Annotated in this window: 13 protein-coding genes and 1 pseudogene; 1 reads left to right on the forward strand and 13 read right to left on the reverse strand. The window is 64.0% G+C overall.

What is annotated here, in order from left to right; translation table 11 throughout:
• Positions 1-251: 251 nt before the first annotated feature.
• From K32_RS22150 to rsmI, 10 genes and pseudogenes are all read right to left on the reverse strand, one after another.
• Positions 252-692: a DUF6527 family protein gene (locus K32_RS22150; protein ID WP_371812762.1), complete on the reverse strand. Its 441-nt coding sequence runs from the start codon at positions 690-692 to the stop codon at positions 252-254.
• Positions 692-1,867: a ThiF family adenylyltransferase gene (locus tag K32_RS22155; protein WP_201401571.1), complete on the reverse strand. Its 1,176-nt coding sequence runs from the start codon at positions 1,865-1,867 to the stop codon at positions 692-694. The genes K32_RS22150 and K32_RS22155 overlap by 1 nt, the downstream gene beginning before the upstream one ends.
• The gene (locus K32_RS22160; protein ID WP_201401572.1) at positions 1,842-2,603 is read right to left on the reverse strand and encodes a multiubiquitin domain-containing protein; all 762 of its coding nucleotides are present in this window, start codon (positions 2,601-2,603) and stop codon (positions 1,842-1,844) included. The genes K32_RS22155 and K32_RS22160 overlap by 26 nt, the downstream gene beginning before the upstream one ends.
• A gap of 46 nt (positions 2,604-2,649) precedes the next feature.
• A complete protein-coding gene (locus tag K32_RS22165; protein ID WP_201401573.1) occupies positions 2,650-6,087 on the reverse strand; it encodes a UvrD-helicase domain-containing protein in 3,438 nt (1,145 codons plus the stop codon).
• A 3-nt stretch (positions 6,088-6,090) separates the two neighbouring features.
• Positions 6,091-6,681: a hypothetical protein gene (locus tag K32_RS22170; protein WP_201401574.1), complete on the reverse strand. Its 591-nt coding sequence runs from the start codon at positions 6,679-6,681 to the stop codon at positions 6,091-6,093.
• Positions 6,678-7,451: a hypothetical protein gene (locus K32_RS22175; RefSeq protein ID WP_201401575.1), complete on the reverse strand. Its 774-nt coding sequence runs from the start codon at positions 7,449-7,451 to the stop codon at positions 6,678-6,680. Before K32_RS22175 ends, K32_RS22170 begins: the two co-directional genes overlap by 4 nt.
• Before the next feature lie 295 nt (positions 7,452-7,746).
• Positions 7,747-8,394: pseudogene (locus K32_RS22180) on the reverse strand (magnesium chelatase domain-containing protein); the annotation flags it as partial.
• A 115-nt stretch (positions 8,395-8,509) separates the two neighbouring features.
• On the reverse strand, positions 8,510-9,451 hold the full coding sequence (gene gshB / locus K32_RS22185; RefSeq protein WP_201401577.1) for a glutathione synthase: 942 nt from the start codon (positions 9,449-9,451) through the stop codon (positions 8,510-8,512).
• A 64-nt stretch (positions 9,452-9,515) separates the two neighbouring features.
• Positions 9,516-9,920: a YraN family protein gene (locus K32_RS22190; protein WP_371812765.1), complete on the reverse strand. Its 405-nt coding sequence runs from the start codon at positions 9,918-9,920 to the stop codon at positions 9,516-9,518.
• Positions 9,871-10,845, reverse strand: coding sequence for a 16S rRNA (cytidine(1402)-2'-O)-methyltransferase (gene rsmI, locus K32_RS22195; protein WP_211201071.1), 975 nt, complete (start codon positions 10,843-10,845; stop codon positions 9,871-9,873). Before rsmI ends, K32_RS22190 begins: the two co-directional genes overlap by 50 nt.
• Positions 10,846-10,973: 128 nt before the next feature.
• Between rsmI and K32_RS22200 the strand changes: the two genes are divergently transcribed.
• The gene (locus tag K32_RS22200) at positions 10,974-12,200 is read left to right on the forward strand and encodes a penicillin-binding protein activator (protein WP_244669682.1); all 1,227 of its coding nucleotides are present in this window, start codon (positions 10,974-10,976) and stop codon (positions 12,198-12,200) included.
• 146 nt (positions 12,201-12,346) lie between these two features.
• On the opposite strand, the gene hemW is transcribed toward K32_RS22200, so the two are convergent.
• From hemW to rph, 3 genes are read right to left on the reverse strand one after another with little or no spacing between them, the layout of a single operon-like run.
• Positions 12,347-13,504, reverse strand: a complete 1,158-nt coding sequence (gene hemW / locus K32_RS22205; protein ID WP_201401578.1) for a radical SAM family heme chaperone HemW — start codon at positions 13,502-13,504, stop codon at positions 12,347-12,349.
• A 5-nt stretch (positions 13,505-13,509) separates the two neighbouring features.
• The gene (locus K32_RS22210; RefSeq protein WP_201401579.1) at positions 13,510-14,160 is read right to left on the reverse strand and encodes a non-canonical purine NTP pyrophosphatase; all 651 of its coding nucleotides are present in this window, start codon (positions 14,158-14,160) and stop codon (positions 13,510-13,512) included.
• Positions 14,160-14,873: a ribonuclease PH gene (rph, locus tag K32_RS22215; protein ID WP_201401580.1), complete on the reverse strand. Its 714-nt coding sequence runs from the start codon at positions 14,871-14,873 to the stop codon at positions 14,160-14,162. The genes K32_RS22210 and rph overlap by 1 nt, the downstream gene beginning before the upstream one ends.
• Positions 14,874-14,936: the final 63 nt, after the last annotated feature.

Consider the following 14,936-nt stretch of genomic DNA (forward strand, 5'->3'; position numbering starts at 1 on the left):
CTCAGCTCGCCGTTTTGGAGGGACGAGGCATTTCTCGGGAGCGGACGTTCGTTGCGTTCTGTATAAGCTGCTTAAGCTTGAACGATCGTGCCTAGCCCACGAAAACGTTTGGCAGGCTTAGGCTTGCTCCGGTGCGGCGGCGACGGTGAAATTGAACATCGATGGCACTGCACCTAGCGACGCCGCAATAGATGGCGCGACGGAGGCTAGCCAGCTCGCTCGAAGGCGGGTTGTTGATCCAAGTCCCACCGCTAAAGGCCGAGCCAGTCCCTGAAGCGAACGATGAAGCTATTCCTCTTCTCCGGTACCTCGGGCGGCGCGGAATGGAAGTAGGGCGGCGCGGTATTGATCTGGCCGTAGTAGCGCTGCTTGGCGTCACGCTCACGGCGACGTTCCGTCTCCACCTGATCATCGCTCCACGCCCCGGCTTTGATGACCTTGCCGCGCTTGATGATGTAGTGCGAGCGGCACCGTAGCGTCCAGCTGCCCACGGAGGGACTGAGCGAGACGGTTTCTCCGTCGAAGTCGATGCGCCAGTCGGTCGGCGTGAACGGTGTGACGACCTCCTCGCCACACCCGCAGCAGCAACCATGGGCGGCAGTCGCATATTCCATCGAGATATAGAGTATCCCGGGCTCCAGATTGTCCGGGATGAGGGAGGTGAAGCGGTGCTCGAGACGCGCATGGAGCATTATTGCCTGTCCTCGTTGAGCAGCATGTTGCCATCCGTCGTGAAGGTGCTGTGGTGTTCATTCTCGAGGTCGCGGTAGAAGCCGCGCAGTTTCTTCCACTTCATCACAGCCAAGGCCGCGTTGAGCATGTTGAGGTCGGCGACCTGGATGTTGGTAGCGTAGACAGCATCAGCCGGTGCGCTATGGAAGGAGATGCGCCCGTTATGGACGTGATTGCGCTTGGCGGGCGTGCTAGCGGTGACGCGGAGAATGCCGCCGAGCGAGCCGTCGACCAGTTCGAGGCCCATCCCGACGTCGATGAAAGGGACGCCCATCGCTTCGAGCTTGGCGATCACCGTCCGCTTCGCGTCACCTGCATCCATCGAGAGAAATGCGAAAGTGATGCCTTCCAGCAGGTGCACATTGTTTGCGTCGATGTCGACGGCATGGGGGACGATCCCCTTGTGCATGCGCGAATAGATCGAGGCGAAATACTCCACCTTCGGCGCTGCCGTCCGCAACTGGTCGATAGAAGGTGCCCCAGGCGCACGGAATGCGTTGTGCTGCAGGAAGGTGTCGCTATCGAACAGGTGAATCTGGTCGACAGGTGCCTTTGCCGTTTGGTCCAGGATGTAGCCCCCTGTTCCGCCGAGCCCGATGATGCCGATCTTCTCGCCTTCGAGACGTTCGGCGAGGGCACCGATACCAGCACGGTCCGAGGCGGTCTCGGTATAGTGGAATACCGAGGTCGCCTGATCTTCAGGAACTTGGAAGACGCGCGGGCTCAGGCCCGGCTGCAGAACCGCTGCAGGGCCGGCGAGGATGCTCGCATAGGCGGTCATCTTCTTATAGTAGTCCGGGTACCCTTCAGATGGCTTGCTAGAAAAGGAGTGACGTGATGTTAGACCATGGCCCAGTTCCGACGTCACGCTCTGGTGCATGATTGCGGAAATGGGGCTGCCATCGGCGTGGCACGGATACTCGCCATCGAAAAACATCACGTGCGTGTCGGGTGGACAGGTCCGATCCCCAGCCATTGTAAGGCTGGAGATCAACTTGCCCATTTTCACTTGGCGGGAAGCGTTAACGTAGGGCACCTGGTCCATGACCAGATAGCCCCCGCGTTGCACCACGACATAGCCTTCGTCGCGGAGCTGCTTGAGATCGGGATTAAGACTGAACAGTGCGGGTGACATTGAACGTCGTTCCTTTCTTGACGGTGACGACACCGCCGATGCCGAGCTCACCCTGGTGGGGCTTGGACTTTGCATGGCGGTAGGTCATCGAGAACACGACATTGGCTTCCGGGGCGCCCGGAAAGGCCAGCTGCACGACCTGCTCGAAAGTCACGTCCGGACCGGCGACGATGCGCTGGCGGGCATTAACGATAATCTCGATCTGCTGACGCGGCTTGGGAGCGGTGATAAAGTGCTCGATGCCAGGCTCGTCAAGATCGATGAGATCTTCGGTCTCGATCAGGCGGTCGGTGCCACCCGGCACCTCAAGGAAAACAGCTTCATCGGCACCGACCTCCGCCAGGGCATAGAGGACGGCGCCGCTGATGATGCGCTTGCCCCATTCGATCTGGGCATCATTGACCGTAGCCTTGTAGTCGCGGTCGGTGACGAAGGCGATGAAGCGCTCCACGCCGTGCTCGCGGAGATCGAAGGGTTCGTCCAGCCGGATATCCTCGAAATCACCCGAGGCCAGAATGGCGAAGAGGCTCACCCCGGCCTTTGGCTTGAGGCCCCCGGCAGCCAGGATCTGACGGCCCAGCGGGACGGGATCGGGGACTGTGATGGGCTTGAAATCCAGATTGCCGTTGGCGAACTGAATGCGATAGTTGTTGGCACGGTTGAGGGCGCGTCCCTCACGGATTGCTATGCCGACATCTTCAATTTCCTGGGTGGCAGGACCACTTGTGACGCTCAAGATCGTTCTCCAGTGCTTCCCGGACTATCCGGGGGCTTCTGAAGGGCTAATCTGAGCGTATCGGGAAATCCGGTAGGGTCGATTTGGCTTTTTTTGTCAGGGTTCCGTCAGGAATCGGACCGCAGAAGAAAAATGCCGGGCAACCAGGGCAACGCCTGGGGTTCGGGTCTGTCGCGAACGCACCGGCAGCGATACTTTGGAGAGCATCGGTGATCTTCACTCGCCTGCCTTCCAGTTTTCTCGGGCTGAGTTCCACTGGGTCGAATGTGCCGTCCCCGAGGAAAACAAGATCGGCACGCGGTCGATCAGGGTGCTGTCCCGCAGCCAACACGAAAGCGGCGGCAGCCCAATCTTCCGTGCTCTTGGAGCTCGCGTGGCCGGTCCGGATCGTACGGACGATGTTGATCCCATCCCGCACGAGAGCTTCGTCCGGCATCACTTCGATCACACCATGGCCCGTGTCGAACTGGAGACGGGTAACGGGTTTCCTTATATGGCCGATCCGGTTTTCGTGGAGGGACATTGCAAGCGAGCGTGCTATCTGCACGTACTCGACTCGATCGGCAGCATCGAAACCCTCCGCGTCGAAGGCAAGCCGTAGGCGGCGCTCGATCTCCATCAGTTCGACCGTGTCGGGGTCTTGCGCGACGATCCAATCGGTTACGTATCTAGTCGCTTTGTGCATGCGCATGAAGGCCGTTTCGGTCTGCCGTCCACCGACCTTGAGCAGGTAACTATAGAAAAAGCGCCGGGGGCATTTCTCATATTGCAGGATCTGCTGACCGGTGAACGAGGGCTTGTCCTCGAATACGATACTGATCGGCTTGTCTTCCGGCGCCGGGGGCACTGTCAGGGTCGGTGTTACCATACGTGGCACGGGGACGATGCGATCGATGAACGGCGAGTGGTTCATGGCCTTGCCGTCAACGGAGCGTGACTGCGAATAGCAGATCAGACGGTCCTTTGCGCGGGAGGTGGCGACATAGAACAAGCATTCCTGCTCCTCCTCGTGGGCCTTGGCGCGAACCTCGACGCCGCTTTGTCCGCGGCTTTCGACGAGCCCATCGGGCGGCGCAATGCCTTGGATCTGGTTGGCCGACCTGGGCAAGCTGGCTGCAGTCAAGCCGGGTAAGTGCACGACCGGGAACTCCAGGCCTTTGCTGCCGTGGACCGTCATAAGTCGCACTGCATCCAGACCCTGGGCTGATGGCGGCAGCTGCCTGAGGTCGCGGTCGTCCGCGATGGAGACCAGACGACGGATGCGGTCGAGCATGTGCAGGATCGGATCCGTTGTCCCGGGTGCGTTCCGGATGAAATTTAGGAACTGCCAGATGGCGATGCCGGCCGCACGATCCGCGATCACCCTCGACCGGGCGATTTCGCTTACTATGACGGTTCGATCCAGAAGCACTCGGGCGAGAACGTCCCATGGGCGCGACTGCCTATCGAAACCTGCCAGTACTGTACGCAGGTGGACAAGGGCTTGTTGGCCTTCCGGTGAAAGACCGGCGATCGGAAGATCCGCCGTCTTCCAGTCCTTTGCCTTGTCACTATGCAACTCCGCCACGATAGAAGCGAGGTCGGCCATCGACATGGCGAATGGTTTCATGGTCGCGACCCGTGCCAGCCCGAGCGCCTTGCTGTCGGCAACCACGGCTAGAATGGATAGCAGGTCCTTGATCTCTGGTCGTTCGAACACGCTGCCGAGATACAGCACCGGTATTCCCAGGCTTTCGAGTCGGGCGCCGAATCGCGCCAGTTTGTCATTGCCCGTGCAGAGGACCGCCTGGTCACGAAAATCGTGGCCGAGGGCTTTCATCTCGTGGATCGCTTCCACCAATACCGCGACCTCGTCCTTATCTGTACCGGTCTTCCGGAATTCGGGATGGTGGCCGCATGCCCCCCGGTCCGCGGCAAGCCTGGACGGTCGGCCGGCGGCTGTCTTCATTCCAGCGGCGAAATTGGAGAAGGCGTCGACAATCTCCTCCCGGGACCGGTAGTTCACAGATAGGCGCCCAACTTCTGCGGTAGGGAAGTCCTCCTTGTCGAACAAATCCACGTTGACCGACGAGGCCCCACGGAAACGGTAGATCGACTGTTTGATGTCACCGACGACCCAGAGATTCTGCCCGGTTCCGACGATGGCCTTTAGCAGGCGCACGCTGCTGCGGTTGACGTCCTGATATTCGTCGACGAGCACATGCTTGTACTTGGACGCAAGAGCGTTCCGGATCGCGGGATCGCGCTCGAGCACGGTGACTGGAAGTGATACCAGGTCGCCGAAGTCGAGCAGTTTCCTCGGCGCCTTCAGCTCTTCGTAGCGCTGATAGACCTTGGCGACCTCGAGTACCTTCTCGGCGGTCTCAATCGCCTTAGGATCACGGGAGCCGGCTGCCTCGGCCGCCACCATCATGGCCTCACCCAGCCGGCGGTAATCGTCCGGCGAGGCAACCTCGTCCTTTGCGCGCGAAATCGCTTGGAGGATGTCGTTGATGTCCCGAGTCGGATCCCACAAGTTGCGATAGTGAACCAGCCTGAGGGCGGGCAACTCTTTTTCGATCATAGCGATGCCGTCTGCCCGGTCTATCATTGTGGGCATTGGCGGCATGCCTATCGCGTCGGCGAAGCGCTTGATGATGTCGAGCCCAAAGGCATGGAAGGTACCGCACCACATCGCGGCGGCTGCATTCGGATTTGTCGCGCTGATGCGCTCCACCAATTCTCCGGCAGCCTTGTTGGAGAAGGTGAGGACCAATATTTCGCGCGGATCTGCTCCCTGCTCCAGCAACCAGTTAATCCGACCGACCAGGGTCTGCGTCTTGCCGGTCCCCGGGCCCGCTTCGAGAAGATACGGACTCCCGGAGTGGTGGGCCGCGTCGCGCTGTTCTTCGTTGAGGCCGCGGATGGCAACCTCCGCTGCCGGACGCTCTTCGACTTCGGGTAACAGCAGGGCATCGAGCATCTGCTGGGCGACAACGCCGAACGCGGCCCCTAACTTGTCGGCGATCTGTGTCGCTGTCAGGCCTCCGTCGATATGGAGGGATCGCGCGCGAGAGCGGGGCAGCAGCAGCTCGCGGGCAAACAGATCCATTTGGATTTCGCGGCGCTGGTTGCGACCGTAATCCTGAACGCGGTCCACGCCCACCGGAGCCGCGTCGACGCATCGCTCCTCGTCGACGGTAAGCACGCTATCTGCGACCTTGTCGTCGCCGAGGAGCACGTGGCCCAGCTCGTGCCCGATCAGGAATGCGTCGGAAAATGGCGAACCGGTTTCTTCGTGCAGAATGACTCGGAATTCCGGATCATAGCTCGCTCTAGCGCCGGCCAACGATGGGTGCCCCTTCGCCACCTTCTCGACCGTGACCCCCATGACCTTCGCGGCGAAGGCGGCCACCAGATAAGGCTGCCACGGGTCGACACCAGCGCTCTGCGCTTTCTGGAATAGCGCCGCCGACCGGCGCCGTCCGATCTCGACGCCATCCATCAGTCAGTCCTCCCGCAAGATCTCGGTCTTCTCGGCCTCGGTCAGCGTCGAACTCTCTATCAGCGACCGAAAAGTCACTTTCCCGCCTACCTGCGGTTTGACCTCGCTCTTAAAGCTCCTCACCGATGGCAGGGTTGGAGGCCGAGTCAGGTAGAAGCGCAGCATTTCCGTGGCGTATCCACCGGTAGACGCGATCTTGGCTATCCACCGCCCGGGGAAGCCTTCGAGTTCCACTAGCCCTGACCTGATGGCGCTTAGCACCGATACAGGTAGCCCGATCTCTCGCATCGGCATCGAGACGAGCGAAGCCTCTACTTGCTTTATCTGCTCGGCGGTGAGCTTCGGTCGTTCGGCAAAAACGATCCTGTTGAATTGTTCCCAAGCCGACTGGATTTCCGGCGCTTCGAGGTCTTGCGACGTTACGGACCTCTCTTCCAAAGACAGCCGCAAGTCCAAGGCCAGATCGAGCAATCCGTTTGCCAGATGCGGATAGTTCTCGATGTAGCGCTGAAGCGTCACCGAGCCGTGGTCGGGTTCGACCGAAAAGGCCAACATGACCTCTTCGTCATTCGGTGTTCCATTGGAATTGTTCATTCATCATCCCCTTCCAGCGCGATCCTCACAGCCTTGTAGGCTCGGTCGCGCTTCTGCCGGGCGGCCTGTTCTCCGCAGCCGACAATGCTGCCTATCGTTGCGACGGTGGGGGCGTTAGTCGTGAAAGGCATGCCCACCCAATCAAGGATCAGCACCTGGCGTTGGTCGTCCGGCAGAGCATCAATCGCGGTCCGCAAGCGAATTCGGTAGATTGGGTCTGAATATTTTCCCGAGTTGAACGGGTTGAAGCCGGGCTCCGAGGTCTGGATTTTGTCGATTGCGTCGGTATCGTCGGGGAGGGCTATTTCCCTCCCGCCTTCTTTGTATTCTTTCGACAACGCCGTTCGTCGGAGAGCAGCCACCGCAGCCGCGAACCTAACCTCAAAAAAGTCGAGGCGTTCATCGTAGCCGTTGTAGTCTTGTGCCAACATTTCCATGAACTTGCCAAGCGTTGTGGAAGCTGCCCGCTCTTCCGCCGCCACGAGAGGCCCATTCTCGCGGCGCCAACCTCCGGGCAGCACCTGCTTGAGGCGCAGAACCAGAATCTTCCAGATTTTCTCGTAGATAAGAGGCGAGCTTCCCCTGAATCTGCGAAGAAAATACAGCAGGCACTCCGAACGAACAAAGTCCGGATCTTTGTTGTCTAGAATCGAAAAACGACGGATGCGCTCTTCTCCGGTGATTGCCGACAACTCGTCAATTTGCCTTTCGACTTCCGGGGGGCGCGCATAACCGACACCTCCCGTCTCCTTCCGCAGTGGTTCCGCCATCTATCCCTGCCATGGGCTCCGACTTATTCCGAACTTGAAACAGTTTGCTTCGATTCTTCGCCGAACAAAACTGTCATTTGCGAGAAACTGGAGCCATATTCGGTCCTGATCAGCAAAGGCGGCTTTCAGGAAGTCGTCAACGAAGCCCGAATGGCCGGAATAGGGAGCGAAGCCCACTGGCTGGTGCGCGGGCCGATGTTCGCAACTGGCGCAAACGTCCCGCCTCGGATGTCATATCCGATGGGACTCAATGCAAGACCTCATCGAACTCGGTCAGGCTTGAATTAATAGGCTACACTACTAGGAGATTGTGGCCGCCGGCGGCGGCGATCTCCAGCGCCCGCCGCGCGCTCTCCTGGCCGCGGATGTCGGCCAGGTCGGGCAGGGCGCCGCCGTCGCGATGCAGCGCCGGCTCGGGCCGGGTCAGCACCTGCGTGCCCTTGAAGTGGTTGGCGATGGCGATCAGGCTGCGCGGCGCGAGGATTTCCATGTCGCCGCCGGCCCAGGCGGCCTCCGGGCCGCAGGCGGAAGGGCAGATCAGGCCGCGCCCGATGGCATTGGCGCCGATCGCCGCCGGCAGGACACCGGCAACCGTGGCGATGGTGCCGTCCAACGCCAGTTCGCCGAGCACGACGAAGTCTGCCAGCTGCTCGCCCGGAAGGACGCCGAGGCCGGCCATCAGGCCGAGCGCGATCGGCAGGTCGTAATGGCTGCCTTCCTTGGGAAGGTCTGCCGGGGCGAGGTTGACGATGATCCGCTTCGGCGGCAAGGCGAGGCCGGAGGCATGCAGCGCGGCGCGCACCCGCTCGCGACTCTCGGCGACCGCCTTGTCGGGCAGGCCGACGATGACGATGCCGGGAAATCCCGGCCCGATCTGCACCTGAACGTCGACCGGCACCGCCTCGATGCCGTGGAACGCCACCGTCGTGACATGCGCGACCATGCTCGCCACCCCCGTTATAGAGTGACGCTACGTCAACTTGCGGGGTAATACAAGAACAGGTCGTGAACATTCCGCGCCGGCCGTCGGCGCGGATCCTGTTAGCGTTCTGTAAACCTCAGCGCTTCGCTTCGACGGCGTCCCAGATCAGCGAGGCGATGTCGGCGCCACCAAAACGCTTCACTTCGCGGATGCCGGTCGGCGAGGTGACGTTGATCTCGGTCAGATAGTCGCCGATGACGTCGATGCCGACGAAGAGGAAGCCGCGCTGCTTCAGCTCCGGCCCGATCGCCTCGCAGATCTCGCGGTCGCGGCGGGTCAGCTCGATCGGCTCGGGGCGGCCGCCGACATGCATGTTGGAGCGGGATTCGCCGTCCGCCGGCACGCGGTTGATCGCGCCGACCGCGACGCCGTCGACCAGGATGATGCGCTTGTCGCCGGCCCGCACCGCCGGCAGATAGCGCTGCACGACATAGGGTTCGCCGCGATAGGCGGCGGAGAAGATCTCGAGCAGCGAGGCGAGGTTCTGGTCGCCTTCCGAAAGACGGAACACGCCGGCGCCGCCATTGCCGAACAGCGGCTTGATGATGATGTCGCCATGCTCCTGGCGGAAGCGGCGGATCTCGTCGGCGTCGCGCGAGATCAGCGTCGGCGGCATCAGCTTCGGATATTCGGTGACGAAGATCTTTTCCGGCGCGTTGCGCACCTCGGCGGGGTCGTTGACCACCAGCGTCTTCGGATGGATGCGCTCGAGCAGATGCGTCGTCGTGATGTAGCCCATGTCGAAGGGCGGATCCTGGCGCAGGAACACGGCGTCGAGCGTCGAGAGGTCGGTGCGCTCCTTGTCGCCGAGCGAAAAATGGTCGCCCGGCACGTCGCGGACCGTCACGGTCTCGATCGCCGCCTCGACGCGGCCGTCGTTCAGCGACAGCCGGTCCGGCGTGTAGTGGTAGAGCTTGTGGCCGCGCCGCTGGCCTTCCAGCATGATGGCGAAGGTGGAATCGCCCCGGATGTTGATGTTGGCGATGTGGTCCATCTGGACGGCGACGGAAAGCGACATGAAGGCCCCCAATGCGGAATAGGCCTCTTATGTCGTGTGGCGGGGCCGGATGGCAATGCCGCCGTCAGGAATCGGAAGCGAAAGCGTCGACGATGTGGTGCGGCAGCCGCCGTGGCAGAACCGCGACGATGTCGAAGCGCAGCGTCAGCCGGGCCGCCTGCGGGTGGCGGGCGAGGAAGCTCTCCGCCGCGCGGAGAAGGCGGTTTCGCGCCGCCGGGGTGATCGCCAGGATGGCGGCGTCGAGGGTGCGCCGCGCCTTCACCTCGACGAAGACCAGCATGCCGCCGCGCCGCATGACGAGGTCGATCTCGCCGAGCGGGCTGCGGAAGCGTCGGGCGACGGTGCGATAGCCCTTCAGGTTGAGATAGAGGGCGGCGACCGTTTCGGCGAAACGGCCGCGTCGTTCGGAAACACGGCGGTCAGGCCGCGCCATCTTCGTCGCGATCCGCATCGGGATCGTCGTCGTCATCCGCGTCGCCGGCGGCTTCCGCCTTCAGCTCCAGCGCGCGCTGGTAGAGGTCGCGCTTCGGCATGCCGGTGGCCGTCGCGGCAAGCGCCGCCGCCTCCTTCAGCGGATGGTTCTCCAGGAGCCGCGCCAGCAGCGTGTCGACTTCGTCGGCCCTCGGCTCCGTGACCGTCGGCGGGCCGATCAGGATGACGATCTCGCCCTTCGGCGGCGCTTCGCCGCCATAGGCCTCGGCGAGCGAGCCGAGCGTGCCGCGCCGCACCGTCTCGAAGGTCTTGGTCAGTTCGCGCGCCACCACGGCGGGGCGATCCGCGCCCAGCGTCTCCGCCATGTCGATCAGGGAATCGAGCGTTCGGTGCGGGGATTCGTAGAAGATCAGCGTCGCCGGGATGTCGCCGAGTGCTGAGAGCCGCTTCTTGCGGCCAACCGTGCGGTTGGGCAGGAAGCCGGCGAACAGGAAGGTGTCGGTCGGCAGCGCCGCCGCGACCAGCGCCGTGAGCAGCGCCGAGGCGCCGGGGATCGGCACGACGCGATGCCCCGCCGCCACCATGTCGCCGACGAGGCGGAAGCCGGGGTCGGAGACGAGCGGCGTGCCGGCGTCGCTGACCAGCGCCACCACCTTGCCCTCGGCGAGCGCTGCCAGCAGCTTCGGCCGCTGCCGGTCGGCATTGTGCTCGTGATAGGCGAGGAGCTCGGTATCGATGCCGTAATGGCGGGTGAGCACGCGGGTGACGCGGGTATCCTCGCAGGCGACGATATCGGCGGCGGCGAGCGTCGCCAGCGCGCGCAGCGTGATGTCGCGCAGATTGCCGATCGGCGTCGCCACGACATAGAGGCCGGCTTCCAGCGTCGGCGCGCGCAGGCGCTGGCCGTCGATCATGTAGCTGGCGCCGCCTTCGAGCGCTGCCGCGCGTTCGGACGCGCTCATCGCGTGTCCGCTTCGACGTTGTGGAGATGTGACACCCGACTTGAATTCACGGAACGCGCCGCCTTTGCCGCTGAACTGACCCAGCCTTTCCAGTACAGTTACATCTTGCGATTGAACAGGAGAAGGCTGTGGGTTGGTTCCGTTTCGAACGGCAGGGCGACAGGGTTTGGGCGATGGGCCCGATGCTCGCAGCGCTCGGCCTGCTCGCGGCCTGTTCGTCGACGCTCGATGCGCCGCGCGTCGGCGCGGGCGTGGCGCCGGCCCCGGGGGGCAGCGCGCGGCCGGCCAGCGGCGAGACGCTCGGCAACGGTACGACCCGCGTCGCCCTCCTGGTGCCGTCCTCGGCGACGGGCAATGCCGGCGTCACCGCCGCCAATCTGAAGAACGCCGCCGATCTGGCGCTGCGCGAATTCCATGGCGGCGCCAATCTGCAGATCCTCGTTAAGGATGATCGCGGCACGCCGGAAGGCGCGCGCGCGGCCGCGACCGAGGCGATTGCCGAGGGGGCCGAGCTGATCATCGGCCCGCTTTTCGCCCCGTCGGTGGCGGCGGCAGCCTCCGTCGCGCGGCCGGCCGGCGTGCCGGTCGTGGCGTTCTCGACCGATACCAGCGTCGCCGCCCGCAATGTCTATCTCCTGAGCTTCCTGCCGCAGTCCGACGTCGACCGCATCATCGGCTACGCCGCGGGACGCGGGAAACACTCGATCGCCGCGCTGCTGCCGGACAATGGCTACGGCACGGTGATGCAGGCGGCGCTGCAGAAGGCGGCGACGGTCAACGGCGCGCGGATCGTGACGATCGAGCGCTACGGTCTCGACCGCGTCGCCATGCAGCAGAAAGCCGAGGCGATCGCGAAGGTCGTGCAGAGCGGTCAGGTCGACGCCGTGTTCATGCCGGATGCCGGCGACGCCGCGCCCTTCCTCGCCCAGATCCTGAGCGCGAAGGGCGTCCGTCCCGGGCAGGTGCAGTTCCTCGGCTCCGGCCAATGGGATGATCCGCGCATCGCGCGCGAGCCGACCCTGAAGGGCGGCTGGTATCCGGCGCCCGACCGGGCCGGCTTCGCCGCCTTCGCCAACCGCTATCAGGGCACATTTGGCGCGACGCCGGTGCGCACCGCCTCGCTCGGCTATGACGCGACCAGCCTCGCCGCCGGTCTCGCCGCCCGCTATGGCGACAAGCGCTTCGCGACCGAGACGCTGGCGAACCCGAACGGCTTCATCGGCGTCGACGGTGCGTTCCGCTTCCTGCCGGACGGCACCAACCAGCGCGGCCTCGCCGTCTACGAACTCGGCGGCGGCGCGCCGGTGCAGATCGATCCCGCGCCGCAGACTTTTTCGCGGACGGGAAGTTCGTAACACGCTCACCCCAACCCTCTCCCGCCAGGGGGAGAGGGGGCGCGGCTGCGATGGTCAGCTCGGCTTCAAATCGATGAAGTGCCCAGGCCAAAACCCTCGCCCGCTTGCGGGAGAGGGCAGGGTGAGGGGTCTTGTTAGGATAAAGCCTACGCCGCGAGGTCGGCGACCACCGCGTCGAGCACGAAGGAGCCGGAGCGGGTGCAGCGGATGCGGTTCTCGTCGATTTGCTCGACCATGCCGTGCTCGATCAGGTCGGCGAGCCGCTTCGGATCGAGGTCGCGGCCGGAGATCGCCCGGTAGCGGCGGAGATCGATGCCCTCGATCAGGCGGAGGCCCATCAAGAGCATCTCGTCGCCGGCTTCTTCCGGATTGAGGATGTCGTCGGTCTCGATGCCGTCGCCCCAGGATTCGACGCGTCCCAGCCATTGCTCGGGCTCGCGCACGATCGCGGTGGCGTGGCGGCGGCCGTCGATGACGAGGCGGCCATGCGCACCGGGGCCGATGCCGGCATATTCGCCATAGCGCCAGTAGACGAGATTGTGCCGGCACTCACCACCCGGCACGGCGTGGTTGGAGATCTCGTAGGACGGGCGGCCGTGCTGCTCGCAGATCTCCTGCGTGATCTCGAACAAAGTCGCCGCCGTGTCCTCGTCCGGGATCGCCAGCTTGCCGGCCTTGTAGAGCTTCTCGAACATCGTGCCCGGCTCGATGGTGAGCTGGTAGAGCGACATGTGGTCGGAGGCGCGCTCCAGCGCCTGCAGCAGCTCGGCCCGCCACATGTCCGGCGTCTGGCCGGGGCGGGCATAGATCAGGTCGAAGGAGAGGCGCGGGAAGGTGGCGCGGGCGATGTCGATGGCGCGCATCGCCTCCTCGACATTGTGGATGCGGCCGAGCGCCTTCAGATCGGCGTCGTTCAGCGCCTGCACGCCGAGCGAGACGCGGTTGACGCCGGCGGCGCGATAGCCGCGGAAGCGTTCCGCCTCGACGCTGGAGGGATTGGCCTCCATCGAAACCTCGACGTCATCCGCGACGTTCCAGGCCGCGCCGATCGCGTCCAGGATGGTGCCGACCGTCTTCGGGTCCATCAGCGACGGCGTGCCGCCGCCGAGGAAGATCGAGTTGACGGTCTTGCCGGGCGACTTCGCCGCCATCGTCTGGATCTCGGTGACGAAAGCGCGTGCAAAGCGCTCCTGATCGACCCCCTGGTGGCGGACATGCGAATTGAAGTCGCAATAGGGGCACTTCGCCGCGCAGAACGGCCAGTGCACATAGACGCCAAATCCGGGTTCGATCGGGGCGGACATCGGGATCAGGCCCCGAGCTCGGCGTTGGCGAACAGCGCGAAGGCGCGCGCCCGGTGCGAGAGCGCATCGGTGCGGCCGGCCGACCAGCCGTGCTTTTCTTCAGCGACCATCTCGCCGAAGGTACGCTCATGACCATCCGGCAGGAAGGCCGGATCGTAGCCGAAGCCGATGTCGCCGCGCGGCGGCCAGACCATCTGGCCCTCGATCTCGCCGCGATAGTAGCGCGTCGTGCCGTCCGGGAAGGCGAGGCAGAGCACGGCGACGAAATGCGCGGTGCGCTTGTCTGGCGTCACGGCGCCGGCCTGCTGCAGCTTCTCCTCGACATTGCGCATGGCGCGGGCGAAATCGCCGTCGGGCGCCGCCCAGTCGGCCGAATAGACGCCGGGATCGCCGCCGATCGCGTCGACGCAGAGGCCCGAATCGTCGGAAAGCGCCGGGAAGCCCGAGGCCTTGGCGGCGGCATGCGCCTTGATCGCGGCGTTTTCCTCGAACGTCGTGCCGGTCTCGTCGGGAACCGGCAGGCCGAGTTCGCCGGCCGAGATGACCTTGAGCCCGAACGGCGCCATCAGCCCGGCGAATTCGCGCAGCTTGCCGCCATTGTGGGAAGCGAGCACGAGCGTGTCGCCGGACGACAGTCGATGGTTCGGTGCGTTCATCAGAGGATCGCCAGCTTCTGCAGTTCGACCAGATCGATGATGCCAGCCTTGGCGAGCTGCAACATCGCGGTCAGCTCTTCCTCGTTGAACGGCTTGCCCTCGGCGGTGCCCTGGATCTCGACGATGCCGCCCGAGCCGGTCATGACGAAATTGGCGTCGGTCTCGGCCTCGGAATCCTCCGCATAGTCGAGATCGAGCACCGGCGTGCCGCGATACATGCCGACGGAGACGGCGGCGACGTGATCGCGGATCACCTTCGGGCCGACCATGTCGCGCGACTTCATCCACTGCACGCAGTCATAAAGCGCGATCCAGGCGCCGGTGACCGAAGCGGTGCGGGTACCGCCATCCGCCTGCAGCACGTCGCAGTCGATCGTGATCTGCTTCTCGCCGAGATGGACGAGATCGACGACGGCGCGCAGCGAGCGGCCGATCAGGCGCTGGATTTCCTGCGTCCGGCCGGACTGCTTGCCGGTCGCCGCCTCGCGGCGCATGCGGTCGCCGGTCGAGCGCGGCAGCATGCCGTATTCGGCCGTCACCCAGCCCTTGCCGGAACCGCGCAGCCAGGATGGCGGCTTATCCTCGAGGCTGGCGGTGCAGAGCACATGCGTATCGCCGAATTTGACCAGGCAGGAGCCTTCCGCATGCTTGGCAACGCCGCGTTCAAGCGTTACCGCACGCAGGGCGTCCGCGGCGCGTTTCGAAGGTCGCATTGGGGTATCCTGGCTGTTTCGTTGGTCCGCTTGTACAGGCCGGCGGCTCGAAACGTAAAGCCC

Origin of the sequence: Kaistia sp. 32K, assembly GCF_016629525.1 — a bacterium.
Taxonomy (GTDB): domain Bacteria; phylum Pseudomonadota; class Alphaproteobacteria; order Rhizobiales; family Kaistiaceae; genus Kaistia.

Bases quoted from the DNA above. Each gene is read 5' to 3' on its own strand.
- K32_RS22150 (WP_371812762.1), bottom strand. From the start codon at position 692: ATGCTCCATGCGCGTCTCGAGCACCGCTTCACCTCCCTCATCCCGGAC.
- K32_RS22155 (WP_201401571.1), bottom strand. From the start codon at position 1,867: ATGTCACCCGCACTGTTCAGTCTTAATCCCGATCTCAAGCAGCTCCGC.
- K32_RS22165 (WP_201401573.1), bottom strand. From the start codon at position 6,087: ATGGATGGCGTCGAGATCGGACGGCGCCGGTCGGCGGCGCTATTCCAG.
- K32_RS22170 (WP_201401574.1), bottom strand. From the start codon at position 6,681: ATGAACAATTCCAATGGAACACCGAATGACGAAGAGGTCATGTTGGCC.
- K32_RS22175 (WP_201401575.1), bottom strand. From the start codon at position 7,451: ATGGCGGAACCACTGCGGAAGGAGACGGGAGGTGTCGGTTATGCGCGC.
- gshB (WP_201401577.1), bottom strand. From the start codon at position 9,451: ATGTCGCTTTCCGTCGCCGTCCAGATGGACCACATCGCCAACATCAAC.
- K32_RS22190 (WP_371812765.1), bottom strand. From the start codon at position 9,920: ATGACGACGACGATCCCGATGCGGATCGCGACGAAGATGGCGCGGCCT.
- rsmI (WP_211201071.1), bottom strand. From the start codon at position 10,845: ATGAGCGCGTCCGAACGCGCGGCAGCGCTCGAAGGCGGCGCCAGCTAC.
- hemW (WP_201401578.1), bottom strand. From the start codon at position 13,504: ATGTCCGCCCCGATCGAACCCGGATTTGGCGTCTATGTGCACTGGCCG.
- K32_RS22210 (WP_201401579.1), bottom strand. From the start codon at position 14,160: ATGAACGCACCGAACCATCGACTGTCGTCCGGCGACACGCTCGTGCTC.
- rph (WP_201401580.1), bottom strand. From the start codon at position 14,873: ATGCGACCTTCGAAACGCGCCGCGGACGCCCTGCGTGCGGTAACGCTT.